A 19,216-nucleotide genomic window follows, 5' to 3' on the forward strand; every position below is an offset into this window, starting at 1 on the left:
TACCCGGCCTACCAAAGATGGAGCTTACTTAAACCCCACCACCGGATGCTGCTGATACGGCGTCTCCAGCTCGGCAATCTGCTCCGGCGTCAGCGTGATATCCACCGCATTCAGCAGCTCGTCCAGCTGTTCTTCCCGCGACGTTCCAATAATCGGCGACGCGACCCCGCGCTTGCCCAGCAGCCACGCCAGCGCTACCTGCGCGCGAGTGGCACCGGTATCGTCGGCAATTCCGGCTAATCGTTCGGCAATCAGCGCATCGCTGGCTTCTGTACCGGAATAAAGATTTTTTCCCACTTCATCCGATACCAGGCGAGCCGTGGTTTCCCCCCACGGGCGGGTCAGGCGGCCGCGCGCCAGCGGGCTCCACGGGATCACCGCCACGCCCTCCTGATGGCACAGCGGCAGCATCTCGCGCTCTTCTTCACGATAGATCAGATTGTAGTGATCCTGCATGGTGACAAAGCGCGCCCAGCCGTGCTGCGCCTGGAGATCCAGCGCCTGGGCAAACTGCGACGCGTGCATAGACGACGCGCCGATGTAGCGAGCTTTCCCGGCTTTGACCACGTCGTTCAGTGCTTCAAGCGTCTCCTCGACTGGTGTGTTGTAATCCCAGCGGTGGATCTGCAGCAGATCGACGTAATCCATGTTCAGGCGTCTGAGGCTGTCATCAATGGAGCGCAGGATCTGCGCGCGAGAAAGGCCCTCAGCCAGATCGCCTACCGGGTAGTAGACCTTGGTGGCGACGACAATGTCATCACGACGGGCAAAATCGCGCAGGGCGCGGCCGACAATCTCCTCGCTGCTGCCGTCTGAGTAGCTGTTGGCGGTGTCAAAGAAGTTAATGCCGCCCTCGATGGCGCGTTTGATAATCGGACGGCTGCTCTCTTCCGGCAGCGTCCAGGCGTGGTTTCCCCGATCGGGCTCGCCAAAGGTCATGCATCCCAGACAAAGTCGGGAAACCTTAAGGTCCGTTTTTCCTAATGTTGTGTATTGCACGGTTCCGCTCCTGCTGTTTAAACACCAGGTTTAAGCATAGCAGGAGCGGAAAAGGGGAAGGGGTTAGTCCAGCCAGGCGCGGATTTTGGCTTCGATACCGGCGGCGTCCAGGCCAATAGCCGCACGGGCTTCATCCTGGGTACCCTGAGGAATGAAATGATCCGGCAGGCCGAGGTTCAGCACCGGCACGGCTTTACGGTTCGCCATCAGCACCTCGTTCACGCCGCTGCCCGCGCCGCCCATGATGGCGTTTTCTTCCAGCGTGACCAGCACGTCATGCGTCTCAGCCATACTCAGGATCAGAGATTCGTCGAGCGGCTTCACAAAGCGCATGTCCACCAGGGTGGCATTCAGCGCTTCAGCCGCTTTAGCCGCCTCTGGCATCAGCGTGCCGAAGTTCAGGATCGCCACTTTTTCACCGCGACGCTTCACCAGACCTTTACCGATCGGCAGTTTTTCCAGCGGCTGAAGCTCAACGCCTACCGCATTGCCGCGCGGGTAGCGAACGGCGCTTGGGCCATCCTGATAGTGGTAGCCGGTAAACAGCATCTGACGACATTCGTTCTCGTCGCTTGGCGTCATGACAACCATATCCGGAATACAGCGCAGGAACGACAGATCAAACGCGCCCTGGTGCGTCTGGCCGTCGGCACCGACGATGCCCGCACGATCGATAGCAAACAGTACCGGCAGCTTCTGAATCGCCACGTCGTGGATCACCTGATCGTAGGCACGCTGCAGGAAGGTGGAGTAGATAGCGACAACCGGCTTGTAGCCGCCAATGGCCAGGCCCGCTGCAAACGTCACCGCATGCTGCTCGGCAATGGCAACGTCGAAATACTGGTCAGGGTATTTTCTGGAGAACTCCACCATGCCGGAGCCTTCACGCATGGCAGGCGTCACCGCCATCAGCTTGTTGTCTTTGGCTGCGGTTTCGCACAGCCAGTCGCCGAAGATTTTTGAATAGCTCGGCATGCCGCCGCTGCTTTTTGGCAGACAGCCGCTCGACGGGTCAAATTTCGGTACCGCGTGGAAGGTGATCGGATCTTTTTCCGCCGGTTCGTAGCCACGCCCTTTTTTGGTCATGATGTGCAGGAACTGCGGGCCTTTCAGGTCGCGCATGTTCTTGAGCGTGGTCACCAGACCCAGCACGTCATGGCCGTCAACCGGGCCAATATAGTTAAAGCCCAGCTCTTCAAACAGGGTGCCCGGCACGACCATGCCTTTGATGTGTTCTTCGGTACGCTTGAGCAGCTCTTTAATCGGCGGTACGCCGGAGAAAACCTTCTTGCCGCCTTCACGCAGCGAGGAGTAAAGCTTGCCGGAGAGCAGCTGGGCCAGATGGTTGTTCAGCGCGCCGACGTTCTCGGAGATCGACATTTCGTTATCGTTAAGGATAACCAGCATGTCCGGCTTGATATCGCCCGCATGGTTCATGGCTTCGAAGGCCATACCGGCGGTAATGGCGCCGTCGCCAATTACGCAGACGGTGCGGCGCTGCTTGTTCTCTTTCTCGGCGGCAACGGCAATACCGATGCCCGCCGAAATGGAGGTGGAGGAGTGGCCGACGCTCAGCACGTCATACTCGCTCTCACCGCGCCACGGGAACGGGTGCAGGCCGCCTTTCTGGCGAATGGTGCCAATCTTATCGCGACGTCCGGTCAGAATTTTGTGCGGATAGGCCTGGTGGCCCACGTCCCAGATGAGCTGATCGAACGGCGTGTTATAGACGTAGTGCAGCGCCACGGTCAGCTCAACCGTGCCAAGCCCGGAGGCGAAATGGCCGCTGGAGCGGCTAACGCTGTCGAGCAGGTAGCGACGCAGCTCGTCGCACAGCTTCGGCAGGCTCTCTTTCGGCAACAGACGTAACTCCTGGGTGGAGTCAACTAACGCCAGTGTCGGGTATTTGGCAATATCAAAACTCATCAAAGGCTCATCGAGATATATAGTTTATTTATTACGCTGGATTATATAGTCCGCTAGCGCTTCCAGTGCCGAGGTATCCAGCGATTGCGCGGCCAGTTCATTTAGCGACTGGCGGGCATCATCAATCAGATCCCGGGCTTTACGTTGGGCTTGCTCAAGACCCAGCAGGGCGGGGTAGGTACTTTTGCCAAGTTGCTGGTCCGCACCCTGACGTTTACCCAATGTTGCAGTATCGCCCACCACATCCAGAATGTCATCCTGAACCTGGAATGCCAGACCGATACTTTCTGCGTATCTGTCCAGAATCGGCAGGGCTTTGCGCCCTTGTTCACCCGCGCTCAGCGCGCCCAGGCGAACGGCTGAACGAATCAACGCCCCGGTTTTATGGCGGTGAATACGCTCCAGCTGTTCCAGATTAACCTGACGTCCTTCCGCTTCAAGATCCAGCGCCTGTCCGCCGCACATGCCGGCCACGCCGCTGGCCATGGCCAGCTCGGAGATCATCGCCAGGCGGTCGCGGTCGGCCACTTCCGCCATCGGCGCGTCGCTCAGAATCGAGAACGCCAGCGTTTGCAGGGCATCACCCGCCAGAATGGCATTCGCCTCGCCAAACTTGATATGGCAGGTGGGTTGACCCCGACGCAAATCGTCGTCGTCCATGGCCGGGAGATCGTCGTGGATCAGCGAGTAGGCGTGGATGCACTCAACGGCGGCTGCCGGGGCGTCCAGCGTGTTATCGCTGATGCCAAACATATTGCCCGTGGCGTACACCAGGAACGGGCGCAGGCGCTTTCCACCCAAGAGTGCGCCATAGTGCATGGCTTCAACCAGTGGAGTGTTCTGAAAAGGCTGTGGCGCAATAAAACGGCGCAGGGCGTCGTTGGCACGTACGACACGCGCCTGAAGCTCGTTGGCAAAATCCATTTACTCGGCGTCCGGTGTGAAAGGCGTGGTTTTCGCGTCTTCGCTGTCGGAAAGCAGGATCTGCACGCGCTGCTCGGCCTGCTGTAGTTTGACCTGCCCCTGGCGCGCCAGCTGCACGCCACGCTCGAATTCGTTGAGCGCCTCTTCCAGCGGGAGATCGCCGCTCTCAAGACGGGTAACGATTTGCTCCAGTTCATTCAGCGCAGTTTCGAAACTGGCCGGTGCGTCGTTCTTCTTCGGCATAGTGAATTGACTCTTATATTCTCAGCCCCGACATGGTAACGGACTCAGGGCAATTATCAAATAACGCGCAATGTGCACAGGAGCGGCGCGATGGTGGTATACTTGCGCGCCTGGATGCAGCCACGGGTGTGGGCTGCTGTACTCTTTTCCATTACAAGCCTTAACACGCTTGCCTAAGAAACATTGCCGCCATGAAGTTTATCATTAAATTGTTCCCTGAAATCACCATCAAAAGCCAATCTGTGCGTTTGCGCTTTATTAAAATTCTCACCGGGAACATTCGTAACGTATTAAAGCACTACGACGAAACCCTCGCCGTGGTGCGCCACTGGGACCACGTTGAAGTGCGCGCCAAAGACGAAAACAAACGTCAGGATATTCGCGACGCGCTGACCCGTATTCCGGGGATCCACCATATCCTGGAAGTGGAAGATGTTCCGTTCAGCGATATGCACGACATCTTCGAGAAAGCGCTGGTCCAGTACCGCGATCAGATCGAAGGCAAAACCTTCTGCGTGCGCGTGAAGCGTCGCGGCAAGCACGAATTCAGCTCCATTGAAGTGGAGCGTTACGTCGGCGGCGGTTTGAACCAGCACGTTGAAACGGCTCGCGTTCGTCTGACCAACCCGGACGTGACCGTGAACCTGGAGATCGAAAACGATCGCCTGCTGCTGGTGAAAGGGCGCTATGAAGGTATCGGCGGCTTCCCGATTGGCACCCAGGAAGACGTATTGTCCCTGATCTCCGGCGGCTTCGACTCCGGCGTCTCCAGCTATATGCTGATGCGTCGCGGCTGCCGCGTGCACTACTGTTTCTTCAACCTGGGCGGCGCGGCGCACGAAATCGGCGTTCGTCAGGTCGCGCATTACCTGTGGAACCGCTTCGGCAGCTCCCACCGCGTGCGTTTCGTGGCGATCAACTTCGAACCCGTGGTCGGCGAAATCCTCGAAAAAGTGGACGACGGCCAGATGGGCGTGGTGCTGAAGCGCATGATGGTGCGTGCGGCGTCCAAAGTGGCTGAACGCTACGGCGTGCAGGCGCTGGTCACAGGCGAAGCGCTGGGCCAGGTCTCCAGCCAGACGCTGACCAACCTGCGTCTGATCGACAACGTGTCTGATACGCTGATCCTGCGCCCGCTGATCTCCCACGACAAAGAGCACATCATCGACCTGGCGCGCGAAATCGGCACCGAAGATTTTGCCCGCACCATGCCGGAATACTGCGGCGTGATCTCAAAAAGCCCAACGGTGAAGGCGGTGAAGGCGAAGATCGAAGCGGAAGAAGAGAACTTCGATTTCAGCATTCTGGAAAAAGTGGTGGAGGAAGCCTCCAACATCGACATCCGCGAGATTGCCCAGCAGACCGAGCAGGAAGTCGTTGAAGTTGAAACCGTGAGCGGTTTTGGTGCCAGCGATGTGATTGTGGATATTCGTTCTATTGATGAACAGGACGCCAGCCCGCTGAACGTCGAAGGCGTGGAGGTGGTTTCTCTGCCGTTCTACAAGCTGAGCACGAAGTTTGGCGATCTCGACAAGAGCAAAACCTATCTGCTGTGGTGCGAGCGCGGGGTGATGAGCCGCCTGCAGGCGCTGTATCTGCGCGAGCAGGGCTTTGCGAATGTGAAGGTGTATCGCCCGTAGTTTCTAGCCGGGGAGTGCGGCCTGATGCCCTCACCCCGGCCCTCTCCCACAGGGAGAGGGAGAACACCTATTCATAGTAATTATAAATTCCCGCCGGCATCACCAGCGATGACGCTACTTCGTACGCTTTCTCGCGCCCGACCAGCAGGTCAATAATCTTTAAACCAAAATCAATCGCGGTGCCTGGCCCCTGGCTGGTCAGCAGGTTGACGCGCGGATCCCAGACGACGCGTTTATCCACCCAGTGCTCTTCCGGGATTGTATCCTTAAGCCCCGGGAAGCCGGTCATGTTGCCGATGGGGAAGATATCGTGCGGAATCAGAACCGTTCCGGCGGCGGCACAGATTGCCGCGACGATGCGGCCGGATAAATGAAACTGACGCACGGTCTCGACCAGCAGCGGGCTGTCGCGAAAACATTCCGCGCCTTTTAAGCCGCCGGGCAGCACGATGATGTCGTAATCGCCGTCAGCCACCTGAACAAGGGGGGCATCCGCGAGGATTTTCACCCCGCGTGAACAGGTGATTGCCAGATTGCCGTCGCTGGCGACGCTGGCGGTGGTGACCTTAATGCCGCCGCGCACCATCAAATCAATGGTGGTGACCGCTTCCATCTCTTCGCTACCAGGGGCGAGACAGATCAGTGCTGACGCGCTCATATTCACTCTCCTTACGTTTAACCAGGTCATACAGACGGGCGTTTTCCGGCACGGCGATACCGTGCGCGCGGGCGCGTTTTAGCAGATAGCCGGTGATGTAGTCGATCTCCGTGTGGCGTAATGCCCGAACGTCCTGCAGCATTGAGGAGATATTTTCTGCTGTACTCTCAATGACCTGCTCGACATAGCAGCGTAAATCGTCGGCCGAGGTATGCAGGCCTTCCCGCTCAACGACCGCCGCGACTTCCGCACACAAAACCGCAACGTCCTGCGGATGATTTTTCAGTTCACCGTTCGGGCAGTCCCACAGTGCCGTCAGCGGATTGATCACGCAGTTTACCGCCAGCTTGCGCCACAGCTGAGGGCGGATGTTGTTGTGCCAGGCGACGTCCGGCAGCACCTTCTGCAGTACATCGGCAAGATAGCTGTAATCTCCATCCTGCGTTCTGGCGGGGCCGATGTGCGTCACGCCGCTGGCGACATGCACGATGATGTTGCCGTCGCGACGTGCAGCGTGCGTGGTCGTCGCCATCAGCAGGGGCTGCGGGACGTTTTTCAGCTCATCAAGCGTCCCCATGCCGTTATGCAGCAGCAGTATGGGCGAAGTGTGGGGGAGCTGCGCGGCCAGCGTTTTTACCGCGTCTGAGACCTGCCACGCTTTGAGCGTCACCAGTAAAAGGTCGCTTTGCGCCAGGAAGTCAGGATCGTTCGCGGTGAGGGATTCGTTAAAGATGCTTCCGTCTTCACCAATCAGGTTTACACTGCAGTAGGGCTGGGGCACGCGCAGCCAGCCCTGAACCTCATGTCCGTGCTTGCACAGCGCGGTCAGCCACAGCTGACCAAGCGCTCCGCATCCGAGCACCGTAATTTTCATTGTTCCTCCTCACCTGCAACTGCGCCAGGTGTTACAGCTTAATTATACAGCTAAGCTTCTGTTGAGTTATGCCTCGTAGCGGGTATTATGCAACGCAACAAAAGTGAAGGGAGAAGAAAAGATGCCATCTTTCGATATTGTTTCCGAAGTTGATATCCAGGAAGTTCGCAACGGCGTTGAGAACGCAACCCGCGAAGTTGAGTCACGTTTCGATTTTCGCGGCGTTGAGGCGTCGTTTGAGCTGAACGACGCAAATAAGACCATTAAGGTGCTGAGCGAGTCTGATTTCCAGGTGAATCAGCTGCTCGACATTCTGCGTGCCAAGCTGTTAAAGCGCGGCATCGAAGGGACGTCTCTGGACGTGCCTGAAGAGTTTGTGCACAGCGGTAAAAACTGGTTTGTTGAAGCCAAGCTGAAGCAGGGCATCGAGAGCGCGGTGCAGAAGAAGATCGTTAAGCTCATTAAAGACAGCAAGCTGAAGGTGCAGGCGCAGATCCAGGGCGAAGAAATTCGCGTGACCGGTAAGTCCCGCGACGATCTCCAGTCCGTAATGGCGCTGGTGCGCGGCGGCGATCTGGGGCAACCGTTCCAGTTTAAAAACTTCCGCGATTAATATAAAAAAGCCCGGTTTAACCGGGCTTTTTTTCACGCTTTGAGCGCCTGCTCGACTTCGAAGCGGTTGGTCATTTTACTGTCTATTTTGACGTAAGCGCTGCGCTCTTCCGGGACGATGAGCACTTCTGTCACACCCTCTTTGGCTTCCAGACGCTGCTTAAGCATATCGCTGATTTCCACATCATCCGGGATTTCCACGCGCAGGCTACTCACGTAGCGCGGCTCTTTCATGGTGCTGGCGACCAGCAGCCAGACTGTTGCCAATAGCGCACCGGCGAGAAACACGGTTTGTGAATCAAACAGGCCGTCCACCCAGCCGCCGAGCGAGCCGCCGATCGCCACGCCGAGAAACTGGCTGGTGGAGTAGATGCCCATCGCGGTACCTTTATACCCGGCGGGGGATTCTTTGCTGATCAGCGACGGCAGCAGCGCTTCCATCAGGTTAAAGGCCAGGAAGAACAGCTGTACGCCGGCAATCAGTTCCCAGAAGTGCGGACCGGCACCCCAGAGCACAATTTCGGCAATCAGCAGGACCGCCACGCAGCCCACGAAGACGCGCTTCATTTTGCGCTTCACTTCGGCGTAGATGATGAACGGCACGACGGAGACAAACGAAATCAGCATCGTGACCAGATAGATTTTCCAGTGCTCAGCCGCCGGGAAACCCGCAGCGGCAAGCTGGCCGGGCAGGGCGACAAAGGTCGACATCAGCAGGATGTGCAGACACATAATGCCAAAGTTCAGCTTCAGCAGGCGTGGCTCGACAATCACTTTGCTGAAGCAGCCTTTTACCATCCCCGATTCACGGTTCAGAACGTGGTTCTTGCTGTCCGGCACGACCCAAAGGGTTAAGGCAATACCGATGGTTGCCAGCACGGCAATCATCCAGAACAGGGCGTGCAGACCCAACGTGTGCGTAATGATGGGGCCCAGCACCATGGCAATCGCAAACGTCACGCCAAAGCTCACGCCGATGAACGCCATCGCTTTGGTGCGGTTCTGCTCGCGGGTTAAGTCTGACAGCAGCGCCATCACCGCGGCGGCAATCGCGCCGGAACCCTGCAGAGCGCGACCGAGAATAATCCCCCAGATGGAGTGGGAGAGGGCGGCAATCACGCTTCCGAGCACAAAGACCAGCAGCCCGCCGACGATCAGCGGCTTTCGACCCACCCGGTCAGAGAGCAGGCCAAACGGGATCTGGAATACCGCCTGCGCCAGGCCGTAGATGCCGATCGCGAGCCCAATCAGCGCCTCGCTGGCCCCCTGCAGCGCCATACCGTACGTGGTCAGAACAGGCAGGACCATAAACATGCCAAGCATCCGTAGCGAGAAGACAGTCCCTAAGCCCCAGGTCGCGCGTAGCTCGCCTGGCGTCATTTTATAATCGTTCATTACCACCTCAGTTCAAAAGCAGGCCATAGTGTAGTGCGGGGAAGGGGCGGGGTAAATAAAGGGTTATTTAACAAATATTACATGCGTTATTAGTCGATTCAGTGAATAAAAAAGGGTGCCGAAGCACCCCTTTATTCACCTGTTTTGGCTTACCAGACGTAAGTCAGCAGGTTGTGTGAATCTGGCACCATGAAGTCCACGGACATCATCACGGACAGCGAGGTGATGGCCACAATCGAGAACACAAACAGTTTGCGCGCCCAGACTTTGTCATCTTCCACTTTGTAACCGCGCAGCGCCATACCGAGCCACCAGACGCTCACCGCGGCCGCTACCGCCAGATATTTGTATCCAGCGTAACCGCCCAGAGAGAGCATCAGCGTTGCCACGGCAAAGGCGATGATGTACAGCGTGATGTGGTTCTTGGCAACTGAAATGCCCTTCACGACCGGCAGAACCGGGATGTTCGCTGCCTGATAATCCTTAAAGCGGAAAATCGCGATGGCATAGGAGTGCGGCATCTGCCACAGGCTAAAGATAGCCAGCAGGATCAGCGCACCGCTGTCGAACTCGTTCGTGACCGCGCAGTAGCCAATCACCGGCGGCGCAGCGCCGGAGAGAGAACCAATCAGCGTGCCGTAGACGGAATGGCGTTTCATATACAGGCTGTAGACGCCCACATACACCACGAACCCCATCACCCCCAGCCAGCAGGCCAGCGGGTTAGCACCAAACCACAGCAGCATAAAGCCAGCAATACCCAGCAAGGTGGCGTACACCAGCGAGACGGAAGGGGCGATCAGGCCTTTCACCAGCACCCGATTTTTGGTCCTTTCCATCTTCTTGTCGATATCCATGTCGATGTAGTTGTTAAATACACAACCGGACGCAACAACCAGTGACACACCGACCAGCGTGTAGATAAAGAGGGTGTAATCAATGCTGCCCTTAGAGGCCAGCAGGAACCCTCCGATCACGGAGATCAGGTTGCCAAAGATGATGCCTGGTTTCGTTACTTGCAGGTATTGCTTAAACATACTCGCCGCTCTTAGTGAACCATCATGTTGTAGTTGAGGTTCCACATAATCCAGATGGAACCGACTACCAGGATAGCGATGATAATCACGGTAAAGATAAAGGCGGTCATATTCCAGCCTTCATCGGACTTGGTGTTCATGTGCAGGAAGCAAACCAGATGCACCAGAATCTGAATCACCGCGGTCACCAGGATTGCACCCAGAATAACCGGCTTAGACGCAGAACCGCTCATCACCATCCAGAACGGGATCACCGTCAGGATGATCGACAGGATGAAACCTGTCATGTAGGTTTTTACGCTACCGTGGGAAGCGCCATGATCGTTTGAATGACTCATTACATCGCCCCCATCAGATATACAACAGAGAACACACAGATCCACACCACGTCCAGGAAGTGCCAGAACAGGCTCAGGCACATGATACGGGTACGGTTAGTGCTGGTCAGGCCGCGACGGGATACCTGGAACATCAGTACCGCCATCCAGATCAGACCAGAGGTCACGTGCAGACCGTGGGTACCGACCAGCGCGAAGAACGCTGACAGGAAGCCACTGCGATCCGGACCGAAACCTTCCAGAATCAGGTGATGGAATTCATAGATTTCCATCCCGATAAATCCAGCACCAAACAGCCAGGTCAACGCCAGCCAGGACACAACCTGGCTCTTGTTGTTTTTGTACATGGCGATAGCCGCCATGCCGTAGGTGATGGAGCTGAATAACAGCAGTGCGGTTTCAACCAGAACGAACGGCAGTTCAAAGATGTCCTTGCCAGCCGGGCCGCCCGCCGTGCCGTTCACCAGAACGGCATAGGTCGCGAACAGACAGCAGAACAGAATGCAGTCGCTCATCAGGTAGATCCAGAAACCGAAGACTTTGGTCGGTCCTGTATCGTGGTGCGCATGCTCATGCGCGTGGGCAGTTGAGTGCGCCAGAGTATCAGTTGCCATTTTTCAGCCCCGCTTTAGAAATCTCGTCGAAATGCTGGTTTTCCAGCTTCTCAACTTCACGGACTGGTACGTAGTAGTCCACGTCCTCGTCAAAGCTCTTCACAATCCAGCTGATTACGATGCCGGCGAAGCCAACAATCGCCATCCACCAGATGTGCCAGATCATTGCGAAACCAAATACCGTTGCGAAGGCGGCAATCACAATGCCCGCACCGCTGTTTTTCGGCATGTGGATCTCTTCGTAATGAGCAGGTTGCTTGTACGCTTCACCTTTTTCTTTCATTTCCCAGAATGCGTCGCGTTCATGAACCTGCGGCACGATGGCAAAGTTATAGAAAGGAGGTGGAGAAGAGGTCGCCCACTCCAGCGTACGGCCACCCCATGGGTCACCGGTCAGGTCACGGTTCTGGTCGCGGTCACGAATAGACACGTAGAACTGAATCAGCTGAGACGCGATACCACAGGCAATTAGCACCGCACCGCCCGCTGCAACCATCAGCATTGGGTGGAACTGCGGATCGATCTGCTGGCTCAGACGACGGGTCATACCCATGAAGCCCAGCACGTACAGCGGCATAAATGCGACGAAGAAGCCGATGATCCAGAACCAGAACGCGCGTTTACCCCATTTTTCGTTCAGCGTGAAGCCGAACGCTTTTGGCCACCAGTAGGTTACGCCAGCGAAGCAGCCGAAGACCACGCCACCGATGATAACGTTATGGAAGTGCGCAATCAGGAACAGGCTGTTGTGCAGAACGAAGTCAGCACCTGGTACCGCCAGCAGTACGCCGGTCATCCCACCTACGGAGAAGGTAACGATGAAGCCGATAGTCCACAGCATCGCTGAGTGGAACACGATACGGCCCTGATACATGGTGAACAGCCAGTTGAAGATCTTCACCCCGGTAGGGATGGCGATAATCATGGTGGTAATACCGAAGAAGGCGTTTACGTTCGCGCCCGCACCCATGGTGAAGAAGTGGTGCAGCCAAACGATGAACGACAGAACGGTAATACACACGGTTGCCCACACCAGAGAGGTGTAACCAAACAGACGTTTACGCGAGAAGGTTGCCGCGATTTCGGAGAACACACCGAACACAGGCAGAACCAGAATGTACACTTCCGGGTGACCCCAGGCCCAAATCAGGTTGATGTACATCATCATGTTGCCACCCATATCATTCGTGAAGAAATGGGTGCCCAGGTAGCGGTCCAGGGTCAGCAGCGCAATGGTGACGGTCAGAATTGGGAAGGAGGCAATAATCAGGATGTTGGCGCACAGAGATGCCCAGGTAAATACCGGCATCTTGAACATGGTCATGCCTGGGGCACGCATCTTGATAATGGTCACGAAGAAGTTGATACCGGTCAGGGTAGTACCGACACCGGAGAGCTGAAGCGCCCAAATCCAGTAGTCGACGCCAACGCCCGGACTGTACTCAATTCCTGACAGCGGCGGGTAAGCCAGCCAGCCGGTCTGCGCGAATTCGCCCACACCCAGTGACAGGTTAACCAGGATAACGCCGACAACCGTGAACCAGAAACTCAGGTTGTTCAGGAACGGGAACGCCACGTCGCGCGCGCCGATTTGCAGCGGAACGACAACGTTCATCAGACCGATAACCAGCGGCATCGCCACGAAGAAGATCATGATAACGCCGTGGGCGGTAAAGATCTGATCGTAGTGGTGCGGTGGCAGGAAGCCGGCTTCACCCGCAGAAGCGAGTGCCTGCTGGCTACGCATCATGATCGCATCCGCAAAGCCACGAATTAACATGACGATACCGACGATGCAGTACATGATACCGAGTTTTTTGTGGTCAACCGAAGTCAGCCACTCGTTCCACAGGTAGCTCCACTTACCGAAGTAAGTGATCAGGGCCAGTAAGGCCGCGCCACCAATGATAATTGCAGCCACCGTAACCACGATAATCGGTTCATGGTAGGGCACTGCATCCAGTGTCAATTTTCCGAACATTTTCTTCCTCGGCCCCTTAGTGAGCGGTTTCCGCGTGGCTCATGTCCATGCCTTCCATACCTTCGTGCGCGCTGTGCTCGCCTTCAGGCTGGGTCATGTCCATGCTCTTGCCGTGATCCATAAATTTGCCAATAACGTCTTTGAACAAATCTGGTTTCACATTAGAGAAGTACTCCACCTTGTTGTATTCGCTTGGTGCAGCCACTTTTTCGAACGCCGCCATGTCAGACATGGTGTTTGGAGACTGCTTCGCTTTTTCAACCCACTGGTCGAAAGCGGCACGGTCTGGCGTCGCAATAGCTTTGAACTTCATACCTGAGAAGCCCGGGCCGCTATAGCTGGCGGAGATACCATCATAGGTGCCTGCTTCATTCGCGATCAGGTGCAGATTGGTCTGCATACCGGCCATCGCGTAAATCTGGCTACCCAGACGTGGGATGAAGAAGGAGTTCATTACGGAGTTGGAGGTCACTTTGAACTGAACCGGAGTGTTCGCCGGGAAGGCGATTTCATTCACGGTAGCAATACCCTGCTCTGGATAGATGAAGAACCATTTCCAGTCCATGGAGACCACTTCAATGGTAATAGGTTTCTCATCGTGAACCAGCGGTTTGCTTGGCTCAAGTGCGTGAGTGGTTTTCCAGGTCAGTACGGCAAGGAACAGGATGATCAGAATAGGAACCGTCCAGACCACAGCTTCCACTTTATTGGAGTGTGACCAGTTAGGGCTATACTTCGCATCTTTATTGCTCGCACGATACTTCCAGGCGAAACCAACAGCCATCAAAATGGCAGGAATAACCACAATCAACATCAGGCCAAAAGCCGTCAATATCAGTGAACGTTGTTCCAGTCCAATCTGTCCTTTGGGGTCTAGTAGTGCAGAATCGCAGCCACTGAGTAATACAGTGCCCGCGAATAATGACAACCATCCCAAACTTTTATTGTATTTCCCGAGTCTCATTTAACGACCTCAATTCCACGGAGTCTGGTGGCGTTTAAAGTGTGCGGGCATTTTACGGGAAGGTTACATTACTGTAAACATCATTAGGCCTGTGTCAGGAAGGTGTTACCGGGTTCTGCCGCACATGTCACAAGTGTTGCAAATTATGTCGGTTTTTATGACCGAAGCCGCATGGCGTGGGCTTTATAACGAAAGGGCCCCCAAGCATACCCTAAAAGGGACAATTGGTATAACCATTGTTGAAAATAAACAAAAAATTAACAATTAATTATCAATAAAAAGACATATAAAAAACGAAAAATCAAACTCTCGCATGCTGAATCGTTTAATGAAAAATAGCGTTTTGGAATGGGAGTCAATAATTTCCAAATCCTATCCCGCACAAAACAACAAATATTTTTTTTGCGGTTGGCGGCTATTTCACCGTTATAATTTCGCTTAGTGATTACAACGGGAAATAACCTTTCGCATTTTTCTTCAGGTCATCTGCGTTTTACGCAACGCCATGAAATCGAGCAGACCTCCGATCAGGATCCCGGCGATAGCCAGCAGGGCGCCTGCGTCCAGCAGAAGGGCTTCGAAAGGGAGTACCAGAGAGGTGCTGGCATTGATAATAAGCACCACAAGCCAGAGCACCAGAGCAATGCAGCCCGCCATTAACAGACGTAGCGCAAAACGGTAGGCGCGGTGATATTCGGTGCGCGGCATAAAGTGTTCCGTCCGCTGGGTATATTCCAGCGTCTGACGGCAGACCAGCAGCAATAAAATTCCCGGTACGGCAGCCACGACCGAGAAGAGATAAAATGTTGGCCAGCCGTGGGCTTCCACGAACCAGCCGGCAATCGGGCCAACGTACACGCGGCCAACGGCGGAGAGCGCCGAGAGCAGAGCGAACTGGGTGGCGGAAAACGACTTGTTGCACAGAGTCATCAGCAGGGCAACAAACGCCGCTGTGCCCATGCCGCCGCAGAGGTTTTCGAAGAACACCGCCGCGGCCATGCTGATCGTATGTTTGTCGGTAATCGACAGCAGCCAGTAGCCTGCGTTAGAGGCGCCCTGAAGGATGCCGAAAATCAGCAGCGCGCGAAACAGCGTCAGGCGCTGCATCAATACGCCGCCATAAAGCGCGCCGACGATGGTCGCAAACAGCCCCAGCGTTTTATTCACCACACCCACTTCACCGGCGTCAAAACCGACACCCCGGATCAGGAAGGTGGTGGTCAAACTCATGGCAAAGGCATCGCCCAGCTTATAAAGGACGATGAGCAGCAGGATCAGCCAGGCGTTGTTGCGGCCAAAGAAGTCACGGAGCGGTTCGGCGACGGCCTGCTCCAGCGAGCGGGGAACCGGGATGACGTCACTCGGTTCGGGCGCGAACAGCGTCGCGATAATGCAGGGGATCAGCAGGGCGGCCATCAGCCAGTACATGCCCTGCCAGCCGAGGTAACGGTCGGCGAGCCACAGCGCCAGCCCGCCGGAGACCAGCATCCCGAGGCGATAGCCCAGCACGCTGATTGCCGCACCGGCGCCGCGCTCTTCCGCTGGTAACACGTCCGTCTTCCAGGCGTCGAATACGATATCCTGAGAGGCGGAACAGAAGGTAATCACCACCGCAAGCGCGGCCATCCAGCGAAGCTGGGTGGTGGGTTCAAGAAATCCCATCGCCGCAATGGCCAGCAGCAGCAGGATCTGCGTCATCACTAACCAGCCGCGTCGACGCCCGAGGAAAGGCGGCGTATAGCGATCCATGACCGGAGACCACAGGAACTTAAAGACATAGGCCTGGCCGACAAGCGAGAAGAAACCGATGGTTTTAAGATCGATGTTCTCGACCGTCATCCATGCCTGTAGCGTGCCGGAAGTGAGTGCGAGGGGTAAACCCGAGGCGAAGCCGAGGATCAGCAGGATAGCTGATTTCGGTTGCTGGAAAATGCGTAAGTAATGGCTGGACATGTTTTTATAAAACTGACCCGGTGATACACCGGGTCAGAGAGCGGGATTAACGCGCGTTTTGCTTGATGAAGTCGTGAATGCTGGTGTCCTGCGCCATATCGGCGATGGTGTCGGTCAGCACGCTGTTCACGGCGTTAGCAATGTTCTGGTTAGAAGCCTGGAAGGCACCTTCAACAGAGTAGCTGGCGCGGTAGTTTTTGGTCATCTTGTTGCCATTCTTCGCGGTGGCAATGATGGCGATATCCGCTTTGGTCGCAATGTTGTAGCGCACGTTGCCCTGAGACACGTCAGCGTACAGGTTGTTGACGATGATCTGCAGATCGACCGCGCCGCTTGGGCCAATCATGTAGCCGCGAGCGGTCATCTGTTTCTCCAGCACTTCCTGGAGCAGGAAGCGCAGGTCGCGGGACGCGGTGAGGGTAACCTGCTGGTTATCGCGGGTCACTTTAGCCAGCGCCTGATCCTGACGCTGATCGGCACCGTTAATGCTCACGGTGACGCCCATCAGGCTTGGGTCCTGCTGAGGCAGGGTGATTTTTGGTGAGACATCAATAGTGGTAGGCGGGGTAGCGCAGCCTGCCAGCATGAAAAGGGCTACCAACGGAAAGAAGAGTTTTTTTAACATTTTCGGGTTCTCAACGAATCGTAAGCATATAAAGAGAAAAATTGCCGCCATCATAACATCGCCAACGGCGAGGGGAAGTGGTCAACGCATGTAAATTCATCGCCTTGTCCGAAAACTGACCAGATCACCCTTTTTCCCAATCCGTGTATGACAAAACGTATGAGTCTCACAGTGAACTTCATTCGTATGAATGAGAAAATCAGACGAAAGCTAAATATTTGTTGTCAAGGTGTAATGGAAACGGTAAAAGCGGCTAACATTTAAAGGGATGGGTGACATCCTGGCGTTGTCGGAGGAGTAATTTCATGATGATACGTGAGCATATAGAAGATAAATTAAGGGCAGCGTTCAACCCTGTGTTCCTCGAAGTCGTCGACGAAAGCTATCGTCATAACGTGCCGGCAGGTTCTGAAAGCCACTTTAAAGTGGTTCTGGTTAGCGATCGCTTCACGGGAGAACGTTTCCTGAATCGACACCGCTTGATCTACAGCACCTTGACGGAAGAACTCTCCACGACCGTGCATGCGCTTGCACTGCATACCTATACCATTAAGGAATGGGAAGGCTTGCAGGATACGGTTTTCGCATCGCCGCCCTGTCGCGGTGCAGGCACTATCGCCTGATAAATCGGATTTGCAACGGCTGGAGCTTTTCCAGTATGTTGCTTACAGATTTCCTCAAAACGGCCTCCGGGCCGTTTTGTTTTGTTTTGTTTGAGTTTTGAGCAGATGGTGCGATTTTAAGGCAAAAAATAGCCTTAAAATGTGAAAAAAGCCGCAGCAACATGCCCCAACCGTTCTCGACTCACCTAAGTGATGCCGCTATAATGCCGCGTCTTATTGAATGTCTTCGGGATGATTCTGGCGACAGGGAATGTGAATCTGCACTAAGAGAGCATCCCGGTATAACAGACAGATTCAGAGTTGACCGAGCACTGTGATTTTTTTGAGGTAACAAGATGCAAGTTTCAGTTGAAACCACTCAAGGCCTTGGCCGCCGTGTAACGATTACTATCGCTGCTGACAGCATCGAAACTGCTGTGAAAAGCGAGCTGGTCAACGTAGCAAAAAAAGTACGTATTGACGGCTTCCGCAAGGGCAAAGTACCAATGAATGTTGTTGCTCAGCGTTATGGCGCTTCCGTGCGTCAGGATGTGCTGGGTGAACTGATGAGCCGCAACTTTATTGATGCGATCATCAAAGAAAAAATCAATCCGGCCGGCGCGCCGAACTACGTTCCAGGCGAATACAAACTGGGCGAAGACTTCACCTACTCCGTAGAGTTCGAAGTGTACCCGGAAGTTGAGCTGAAAGGTCTGGAATCAATCGAAGTTGAAAAACCAGTTGTTTCCGTGACTGACGAAGACGTTGACGGCATGCTGGATACCCTGCGTAAGCAGCAGGCGAACTGGAAAGAGAAAGAAGGCGCTGTTGACGCTGAAGACCGTGTCACCATCGACTTCACCGGTTCCGTAGACGGCGAAGAGTTCGAAGGCGGTAAAGCATCTGACTTCGTACTGGCTATGGGCCAGGGTCGTATGATCCCAGGCTTCGAAGACGGTATCAAAGGCCACAAAGCTGGCGAAGAGTTCACCATCGACGTGACCTTCCCGGAAGAATACCACGCTGAAAACCTGAAAGGGAAAGCAGCGAAGTTCGCTATCAACCTGAAGAAAGTTGAAGAGCGCGAACTGCCAGAACTGACTGAGGAATTCATCAAGCGTTTCGGCGTGGAAGATGGTTCCGTAGCGGGTCTGCGTACCGAAGTGCGTAAGAACATGGAACGCGAACTGAACGGCGCGGTGCGTAACCGTGTGAAATCTCAGGCGATTGAAGGTCTGGTGAAAGCCAACGAAATCGACGTTCCTGCTGCCCTGATCGACAGCGAAATCGACGTTCTGCGCCGTCAGGCTGCACAGCGTTTCGGTGGCAACCAGCAGCAAGCGATGGAACTGCCACGCGAGCTGTTCGAAGAGCAAGCGAAACGCCGCGTTGTTGTTGGCCTGCTGCTGGGCGAAGTGATTCGTACCCACGAGCTGAAAGCTGACGAAGAGCGTGTGAAAGGCCTGATCGAAGAGATGGCTTCTGCATACGAAGATCCATCAGAAGTGATCGAGTTCTACGGTAAGAACAAAGAACTGATGGACAACATGCGCAACGTTGCCCTGGAAGAGCAGGCTGTTGAAGCGGTACTGGCGAAAGCGAAAGTGACCGAAAAAGCGACCTCTTTCAACGAACTGATGAACCAGCAGGCGTAATTTCGCCCCAACGGTTTAAAGTTTGAACAGAAAACCCGTTGCCTTGCGGCAGCGGGTTTTTTTTATCGCAGCGATAGCCCAGGAAGAGTGCTAAAACGCCCTTTCGGTGTTAGCGTAACAACAAAAGGTTGTTATGCTTGAAATAGGGCACTGTGAACCCCATAAGTACGTAATCA

At 55.1% G+C, this 19,216-nt stretch carries 18 protein-coding genes; 4 read left to right on the forward strand and 14 right to left on the reverse strand.

The features are described from left to right. Window positions 1-24: 24 nt before the first annotated feature. The 4 genes from BJ885_RS00735 to xseB all read right to left on the reverse strand — a co-directional run bounded on the left by BJ885_RS00735 (window position 25) and on the right by xseB (window position 4,092). Window positions 25-999 (reverse strand): aldo/keto reductase, encoded by a 975-nt coding sequence (locus tag BJ885_RS00735; RefSeq protein ID WP_121930969.1) that lies wholly within the window; start codon window positions 997-999, stop codon window positions 25-27. 63 nt (window positions 1,000-1,062) lie between these two features. Continuing rightward, the gene (dxs, locus tag BJ885_RS00740; RefSeq protein ID WP_029741670.1) at window positions 1,063-2,925 is read right to left on the reverse strand and encodes a 1-deoxy-D-xylulose-5-phosphate synthase; all 1,863 of its coding nucleotides are present in this window, start codon (window positions 2,923-2,925) and stop codon (window positions 1,063-1,065) included. A 24-nt stretch (window positions 2,926-2,949) separates the two neighbouring features. Then, on the reverse strand, window positions 2,950-3,849 hold the full coding sequence (gene ispA / locus BJ885_RS00745) for a (2E,6E)-farnesyl diphosphate synthase (protein ID WP_029741669.1): 900 nt from the start codon (window positions 3,847-3,849) through the stop codon (window positions 2,950-2,952). Then, window positions 3,850-4,092 (reverse strand): exodeoxyribonuclease VII small subunit, encoded by a 243-nt coding sequence (gene xseB / locus BJ885_RS00750; protein WP_045328337.1) that lies wholly within the window; start codon window positions 4,090-4,092, stop codon window positions 3,850-3,852. Window positions 4,093-4,283: 191 nt separating this feature from the next. Between xseB and thiI the strand changes: the two genes are divergently transcribed. Continuing rightward, complete coding sequence (thiI, locus tag BJ885_RS00755; RefSeq protein WP_045887927.1) at window positions 4,284-5,732, forward strand: tRNA uracil 4-sulfurtransferase ThiI; 1,449 nt, start codon at window positions 4,284-4,286, stop codon at window positions 5,730-5,732. A gap of 67 nt (window positions 5,733-5,799) precedes the next feature. On the opposite strand, the gene yajL is transcribed toward thiI, so the two are convergent. Continuing rightward, a complete protein-coding gene (yajL, locus tag BJ885_RS00760) occupies window positions 5,800-6,390 on the reverse strand; it encodes a protein deglycase YajL (RefSeq protein WP_023310563.1) in 591 nt (196 codons plus the stop codon). After that, a complete protein-coding gene (gene panE / locus BJ885_RS00765; RefSeq protein WP_121930970.1) occupies window positions 6,353-7,264 on the reverse strand; it encodes a 2-dehydropantoate 2-reductase in 912 nt (303 codons plus the stop codon). Before panE ends, yajL begins: the two co-directional genes overlap by 38 nt. A gap of 121 nt (window positions 7,265-7,385) precedes the next feature. On the opposite strand from panE, the gene BJ885_RS00770 reads away from it, so the two are divergent. Continuing rightward, window positions 7,386-7,877, forward strand: coding sequence for a YajQ family cyclic di-GMP-binding protein (locus BJ885_RS00770; protein ID WP_023334701.1), 492 nt, complete (start codon window positions 7,386-7,388; stop codon window positions 7,875-7,877). Between the two features lie 32 nt (window positions 7,878-7,909). Here BJ885_RS00770 and BJ885_RS00775 read toward each other — a convergent pair whose 3' ends face one another. The 8 genes from BJ885_RS00775 to BJ885_RS00810 form a co-directional block, all read right to left on the reverse strand. Continuing rightward, window positions 7,910-9,271 (reverse strand): MFS transporter, encoded by a 1,362-nt coding sequence (locus BJ885_RS00775; RefSeq protein WP_023310566.1) that lies wholly within the window; start codon window positions 9,269-9,271, stop codon window positions 7,910-7,912. Between the two features lie 149 nt (window positions 9,272-9,420). Then, window positions 9,421-10,308, reverse strand: a complete 888-nt coding sequence (cyoE, locus tag BJ885_RS00780) for a heme o synthase (protein ID WP_013095848.1) — start codon at window positions 10,306-10,308, stop codon at window positions 9,421-9,423. Between the two features lie 11 nt (window positions 10,309-10,319). Next, the gene (locus BJ885_RS00785) at window positions 10,320-10,646 is read right to left on the reverse strand and encodes a cytochrome o ubiquinol oxidase subunit IV (protein WP_006176899.1); all 327 of its coding nucleotides are present in this window, start codon (window positions 10,644-10,646) and stop codon (window positions 10,320-10,322) included. Continuing rightward, window positions 10,646-11,260, reverse strand: a complete 615-nt coding sequence (locus BJ885_RS00790) for a cytochrome o ubiquinol oxidase subunit III (protein WP_023334703.1) — start codon at window positions 11,258-11,260, stop codon at window positions 10,646-10,648. The genes BJ885_RS00785 and BJ885_RS00790 overlap by 1 nt, the downstream gene beginning before the upstream one ends. After that, window positions 11,250-13,241, reverse strand: a complete 1,992-nt coding sequence (cyoB, locus tag BJ885_RS00795; RefSeq protein ID WP_014168864.1) for a cytochrome o ubiquinol oxidase subunit I — start codon at window positions 13,239-13,241, stop codon at window positions 11,250-11,252. The genes BJ885_RS00790 and cyoB overlap by 11 nt, the downstream gene beginning before the upstream one ends. Window positions 13,242-13,257: 16 nt before the next feature. Next, a complete protein-coding gene (cyoA, locus tag BJ885_RS00800; RefSeq protein WP_014882770.1) occupies window positions 13,258-14,205 on the reverse strand; it encodes a cytochrome o ubiquinol oxidase subunit II in 948 nt (315 codons plus the stop codon). A 477-nt stretch (window positions 14,206-14,682) separates the two neighbouring features. Beyond that, a complete protein-coding gene (gene ampG / locus BJ885_RS00805) occupies window positions 14,683-16,158 on the reverse strand; it encodes a muropeptide MFS transporter AmpG (protein ID WP_121930971.1) in 1,476 nt (491 codons plus the stop codon). Between the two features lie 46 nt (window positions 16,159-16,204). Next, complete coding sequence (locus BJ885_RS00810; protein ID WP_023310568.1) at window positions 16,205-16,783, reverse strand: lipoprotein; 579 nt, start codon at window positions 16,781-16,783, stop codon at window positions 16,205-16,207. A 305-nt stretch (window positions 16,784-17,088) separates the two neighbouring features. Here BJ885_RS00810 and bolA point away from each other — a divergent pair, with 305 nt between their 5' ends. Then, the gene (gene bolA / locus BJ885_RS00815; RefSeq protein WP_021241655.1) at window positions 17,089-17,406 is read left to right on the forward strand and encodes a transcriptional regulator BolA; all 318 of its coding nucleotides are present in this window, start codon (window positions 17,089-17,091) and stop codon (window positions 17,404-17,406) included. Between the two features lie 335 nt (window positions 17,407-17,741). Continuing rightward, window positions 17,742-19,040, forward strand: coding sequence for a trigger factor (gene tig / locus BJ885_RS00820; protein ID WP_023310569.1), 1,299 nt, complete (start codon window positions 17,742-17,744; stop codon window positions 19,038-19,040). Window positions 19,041-19,216: the final 176 nt, after the last annotated feature.

It is taken from the genome of Enterobacter sp. WP_7_1 (assembly GCF_003688535.1).
In the GTDB taxonomy this organism is placed as follows: Bacteria; Pseudomonadota; Gammaproteobacteria; order Enterobacterales; family Enterobacteriaceae; genus Enterobacter; species Enterobacter asburiae.

Excerpts from the sequence above, each read along its gene's own strand:
- dxs (WP_029741670.1), bottom strand. The coding sequence starts at position 2,925 with ATGAGTTTTGATATTGCCAAATACCCGACACTGGCGTTAGTTGACTCC.
- ispA (WP_029741669.1), bottom strand. The coding sequence starts at position 3,849 with ATGGATTTTGCCAACGAGCTTCAGGCGCGTGTCGTACGTGCCAACGAC.
- xseB (WP_045328337.1), bottom strand. The coding sequence starts at position 4,092 with ATGCCGAAGAAGAACGACGCACCGGCCAGTTTCGAAACTGCGCTGAAT.
- thiI (WP_045887927.1), top strand. The coding sequence starts at position 4,284 with ATGAAGTTTATCATTAAATTGTTCCCTGAAATCACCATCAAAAGCCAA.
- yajL (WP_023310563.1), bottom strand. The coding sequence starts at position 6,390 with ATGAGCGCGTCAGCACTGATCTGTCTCGCCCCTGGTAGCGAAGAGATG.
- panE (WP_121930970.1), bottom strand. The coding sequence starts at position 7,264 with ATGAAAATTACGGTGCTCGGATGCGGAGCGCTTGGTCAGCTGTGGCTG.
- BJ885_RS00770 (WP_023334701.1), top strand. The coding sequence starts at position 7,386 with ATGCCATCTTTCGATATTGTTTCCGAAGTTGATATCCAGGAAGTTCGC.
- BJ885_RS00775 (WP_023310566.1), bottom strand. The coding sequence starts at position 9,271 with ATGAACGATTATAAAATGACGCCAGGCGAGCTACGCGCGACCTGGGGC.
- cyoE (WP_013095848.1), bottom strand. The coding sequence starts at position 10,308 with ATGTTTAAGCAATACCTGCAAGTAACGAAACCAGGCATCATCTTTGGC.
- BJ885_RS00785 (WP_006176899.1), bottom strand. The coding sequence starts at position 10,646 with ATGAGTCATTCAAACGATCATGGCGCTTCCCACGGTAGCGTAAAAACC.
- BJ885_RS00790 (WP_023334703.1), bottom strand. The coding sequence starts at position 11,260 with ATGGCAACTGATACTCTGGCGCACTCAACTGCCCACGCGCATGAGCAT.
- cyoB (WP_014168864.1), bottom strand. The coding sequence starts at position 13,241 with ATGTTCGGAAAATTGACACTGGATGCAGTGCCCTACCATGAACCGATT.
- cyoA (WP_014882770.1), bottom strand. The coding sequence starts at position 14,205 with ATGAGACTCGGGAAATACAATAAAAGTTTGGGATGGTTGTCATTATTC.
- ampG (WP_121930971.1), bottom strand. The coding sequence starts at position 16,158 with ATGTCCAGCCATTACTTACGCATTTTCCAGCAACCGAAATCAGCTATC.
- BJ885_RS00810 (WP_023310568.1), bottom strand. The coding sequence starts at position 16,783 with ATGTTAAAAAAACTCTTCTTTCCGTTGGTAGCCCTTTTCATGCTGGCA.
- bolA (WP_021241655.1), top strand. The coding sequence starts at position 17,089 with ATGATGATACGTGAGCATATAGAAGATAAATTAAGGGCAGCGTTCAAC.
- tig (WP_023310569.1), top strand. The coding sequence starts at position 17,742 with ATGCAAGTTTCAGTTGAAACCACTCAAGGCCTTGGCCGCCGTGTAACG.